A 4220-nucleotide genomic window follows, 5' to 3' on the forward strand; every position below is an offset into this window, starting at 1 on the left:
CGCTCGCCGCGGTGCGCTCCGCGGTGCGTGTCGCGACGAACCACGAGATGGCGCCGCGCGGCGCGAGCGCGCGTCAGGTGCTGGGCGGCCTGCGCCGGGTCGTCCGCCTGCGCAGCGCGCCGCCCGTGCGTGACGACGTCGTCGTGCGCTAGGCACGCCGCACGAGATGCCCGACGTGTCGGATTCACCCGGTATGACGTGTCTTCCACCCGTCTGGCGGCGGCATCGGGAACGCCGCGACGCTAGCGTGGCGTGACACACCGTCGTCTTTCCAGGGGGACTCCTATGCGCATCTCCGTCATCGGCTGCGGCTACCTCGGTGCCGTCCACGCTGCCTGCATGGCCAAGCTCGGTCACGAGGTCATCGGCATCGACGTCGACCCGCGGAAGGTCGCGGCGCTCGAGGCGGGCGAGGCGCCGTTCTTCGAGCCGGGCCTGCCGGAGCTGCTGAAGGAGACGAAGGCGACCGGCCGGCTGTCGTTCAGCACGGACATGGCAGATGCGGCGGGTGCGCAGGTGCACTTCCTGTGCGTGGGGACGCCGCAGGTGCACGGCGAGTTCCGGGCGGACCTGTCGTACGTGGAGTCGGCGTTCGAGGCGCTCAAGCCGTACCTGTCGGGCGGCGACGTCGTGGCGGGCAAGTCGACCGTCCCCGTCGGGACGGCGGAGAACCTGGCGGACCGGCTGACGGGCACGGGCGCGACGCTCGTGTGGAACCCGGAGTTCCTGCGCGAGGGCTTCGCGGTGAAGGACACGCTGCACCCGGACCGCCTGGTCTACGGCCTGCCGACGGACGACGAGGGCGTCCCGACGGCGGACGGCGACGCGGCGAAGGCGCTGCTCGACGAGGTGTACGCGACGCCGCTCGCGGACCGCACGCCGCTGGTGGTGACGGACTACGCGACGGCGCAGCTCGTGAAGGTCGCGGCGAACTCGTTCCTGGCGACGAAGATCTCCTTCATCAACGCGATGGCGGAGCTGTGCGAGGCGACGGGTGCGGACGTGACGCGCCTCGCGGACGCGATCGGGTACGACGCGCGCATCGGCCGCCGGTTCCTCAACGCGGGCCTGGGCTTCGGCGGCGGGTGCCTGCCGAAGGACATCCGGGCGTTCATGGCGCGTGCGGGGGAGCTGGGGGTGAGCGACGCGCTGACGTTCCTGCGCGAGGTCGACTCGATCAACATGCGGCGTCGGGTGCGCGTCGTGGACCTGGCGCGCGAGGTGTGCCACGGCTCGATCGTGGGGCGCCGGGTCGCGGTGCTGGGGGCGTCGTTCAAGCCGGACAGCGACGACGTGCGTGACTCGCCGGCCCTGTCGGTCGCGGCGCAGATGCAGCTGCAGGGCGCGCACGTGACGCTGACGGACCCGCAGGCGATCGGCAACGCGCAGGCGAAGTGGCCGGAGATGAAGTTCGCGGCGACGGCGCTCGAGGCGGCGGTCGACGCGGACGTGGTGCTGCTGGCGACGGAGTGGCAGGAGTACCGGGACCTGGACCCGGACGAGCTGGCCACCGTGGTCGCGCACAAGCGCATCCTGGACGGCCGCAACGTGCTCGACCCCGCGCGCTGGCGTGCGGCGGGGTGGACCTACCGGGCGCTCGGCCGCCCCTGACGGTCCGGCGGCCCAGGGGGCCGTTACGGTGACCCGGTGACGGGTGGTCCGACGACGGGTGGGGCGACGGGTCGGTCCGACGACCGGCTCGCGCCCGCGTCGTCGTCGGCGCGGTGGGGCTGGGTGCTCGTCGTCGTCGGCCTGCTGCTGGCGGTCGTGACGGCGGTGTCGTGGTTCGCGACACGCCCCGACGCCGACGTCGCGGAGGAGCCGACGACCTCGACGGCCCCGGTCGTGCCTCCGATCTCGGCCGACCCTCGCGCGCCCTGGGCGGCCGATGAGGAGCCGGGGTCGTACGCGCAGCGGCTCCTGGCGGGCACGAACGTGGCCCGCGCCGACGAGGGTCTGCCGACGCTCGAGTGGTCGGAGTGTGCCGCCGAGCAGGGTCTCGCGCGGGCGACCGCACTGGTGGGTGCCGACGAGCTGACGCATGCCCCGATGGACGACGTCATGGCGGCGTGCGCGGTGTCGGTCGCCGCCGAGAACCTGAGCCGTGGCGCCGCGCCCGCGCAGGACGTGGTCGACGCGTGGCTGACGTCGCCCGGGCACCGGGCGAACCTGCTGGACCCGGACCTCGAGTCGGTGGGCATCGCGTGCGCGCGTGAGGCCGACGGGTCCCTCACCTGCTCGCAGGTCTTCCTCGGCTGACCGCGACGGCGTCCTGCCGCCCGTGCGGAGCTGCACGCCCTGCGTCACCGACGCGCCCGGTCGGTCGCGGTGCGCACGCCTGCCCGGCTCGTCCCACGACGTCCCCGTTCGTCCCCCGCGAACGTGCCCGACGCCACCACTCATTACGCAAGGTAATGAGTTAGAGTAATCATCATGCCCACCGCCCCCGCTCTCGCCGGAGAGCTCCGCATCGCCGTCGGCCGGGCGTCGCGGCGCATCCGCGCCGAGCGCGGCGCGCAGGGCCTCACGGACCCCCAGTTCACCGTGCTCGCCTGGCTGGCCAAGGACGGCCCGATGACGCCGGGCCAGCTCGCCGAGGCGGAGCGCATCCAGCCGCCGAGCATGACCCGCACGGTCAACGGCCTCGTCGAGCTCGGGCTCGTGCAGAAGGCCGAGCATCCGACGGACGGCCGCCAGGTCGTCGTCACCCTCACGGAGGCCGGCAAGGCCGAGGTCGTCGAGACGCGACGCCGCCGCGACGCCTGGCTGACCGAACGCCTCAAGGGCATGACCAAGGAGGAGCGTCAGCTCCTCGCCGACGCCGCCGAGCTCCTGCGGAGGATCGCCGCCTCATGAGTCCCACGTTCTCCTCGCTCCAGCACCGCAACTACCGGTTGTGGTTCGCGGGGGCCCTGGTGGCGAACGTGGGCACCTGGATGCAGCGCGTCGCCCAGGACTGGCTGGTCCTGACCCAGCTGTCCGACGAGTCCGGCGTCGCGGTCGGCATCACCACGGCCCTGCAGTTCGCGCCCGTGCTGTTCCTGTCCGCGTGGGCGGGTCTGCTGGCCGACCGGGTCGACCGCCGCAAGCTCCTCATCGCGACGCAGGTCGGCCAGGGCGTCCTCGCGGCCGGGCTCGGTGCGCTCGTGCTGTCCGGGCACGCCGAGCTGTGGCACGTCTACGTCTTCGCGGGTCTGCTGGGTGTCGTCGCCGCGATCGACGGGCCGGTGCGCCAGACGTTCGTCGCCGAGCTCGTCCCGACGAGCCAGCTCTCCAACGCGGTCGGCCTCAACAGCGCGTCCTTCAACGCCGCACGCCTGATCGGACCCGGCGTGGCCGGCCTGCTCATCGCGTTCGTCGGCACCGGCTGGGTGTTCGTCATCAACGCGGTGACGTTCGCCGCGACGATCTTCTCGCTGACCCGCATGCGCCAGAGCGAGCTGCGCCCCATGCCGACCGTGCCGCGGGCCAAGGGCCAGATCCGCGAGGGCATCCGCTACGTGCGGGGCCGCAGCGACATCCTCGTCATCATGGTCGTCGTCTGCGTGATCTCCACGTTCGGCCTCAACTTCCAGATGACGTCCGCGATGATGGCGCGCACCGAGTTCGGCCGCGGCGCGGGGGAGTACGGCATCCTCGGCTCGGTCCTCGCGATCGGCTCCCTCACCGGCGCGCTGCTCGCGGCCCGTCGCGAGCGTCCGCGCGTGCGGCTCGTCATCGGCGCCGCGTTCGGGTTCGGGATCGCGACGGGCGTCATGGCGCTCATGCCGACGTACCTCACGTACGCGATCTCGGCGATCCCCGTCGGCCTCGCGTCGCTCACGATGATGACCGCCGCCAACGCGACCATCCAGCTCAGCACCGACCCTGCCGTCCGCGGCCGCGTCATGGCGCTCTACATGATGGTGTTCCTCGGCGCGACGCCCGTCGGGTCGCCCATCGTCGGCTGGATCGGGGAGACGTTCGGCCCGCGCTGGTCGGTCGGCATCGGCTCGATCACCGCGCTGCTCGTCGCGACCGGCGCCGCCCTGTGGGCGCGTCGCGCGTGGCACGTGCAGGTGCGCTACCGCCTCCACGCCCGCCCGCACCTCCAGGTCCTGCACCCGGTCCCCGACGACGAGTCGCCGGCGCGCCGGTCCGAGACCGCGCTGCGGCTGGGCGCCGATGACGCGACGAACTCGCGGTCGGTCGCCTGACCCGGGCGGTCGTGCCGCTCGTCC

Annotated in this window: 4 protein-coding genes; all 4 read left to right on the top strand. The window is 73.0% G+C overall.

The window, feature by feature from the left end:
• Positions 1 to 285 precede the first annotated feature (285 nt).
• The 4 genes from HGA02_RS12120 to HGA02_RS12135 all read left to right on the top strand — a co-directional run bounded on the left by HGA02_RS12120 (position 286) and on the right by HGA02_RS12135 (position 4196).
• The gene (locus tag HGA02_RS12120) at positions 286 to 1611 is read left to right on the top strand and encodes a UDP-glucose dehydrogenase family protein (protein ID WP_168679221.1); all 1326 of its coding nucleotides are present in this window, start codon (positions 286 to 288) and stop codon (positions 1609 to 1611) included.
• 36 nt (positions 1612 to 1647) lie between these two features.
• Entirely contained in the window at positions 1648 to 2259 is a 612-nt protein-coding gene (locus HGA02_RS21715) for a CAP domain-containing protein (RefSeq protein ID WP_168679222.1), read from the top strand.
• Positions 2260 to 2433: 174 nt separating this feature from the next.
• The gene (locus tag HGA02_RS12130) at positions 2434 to 2856 is read left to right on the top strand and encodes a MarR family winged helix-turn-helix transcriptional regulator (protein WP_124341120.1); all 423 of its coding nucleotides are present in this window, start codon (positions 2434 to 2436) and stop codon (positions 2854 to 2856) included.
• Positions 2853 to 4196 carry an MFS transporter gene (locus HGA02_RS12135; protein WP_168679223.1) on the top strand — a complete coding sequence of 448 codons (1344 nt, stop codon included), beginning with the start codon at positions 2853 to 2855 and terminating at the stop codon, positions 4194 to 4196. The genes HGA02_RS12130 and HGA02_RS12135 overlap by 4 nt, the downstream gene beginning before the upstream one ends.
• The last annotated feature ends 24 nt before the right edge of the window (positions 4197 to 4220 follow it).

Origin of the sequence: Cellulomonas septica (genome assembly GCF_012396155.1) — a bacterium.
GTDB lineage: Bacteria > Actinomycetota > Actinomycetes > Actinomycetales > Cellulomonadaceae > Cellulomonas > Cellulomonas septica.

What these genes read in the sequence shown, in the direction of transcription:
- HGA02_RS12130 (WP_124341120.1), top strand. Translation starts at nt 2,434, where the DNA reads ATGCCCACCGCCCCCGCTCTCGCCGGAGAGCTCCGCATCGCCGTCGGC.
- HGA02_RS12135 (WP_168679223.1), top strand. Translation starts at nt 2,853, where the DNA reads ATGAGTCCCACGTTCTCCTCGCTCCAGCACCGCAACTACCGGTTGTGG.
- HGA02_RS12120 (WP_168679221.1), top strand. Translation starts at nt 286, where the DNA reads ATGCGCATCTCCGTCATCGGCTGCGGCTACCTCGGTGCCGTCCACGCT.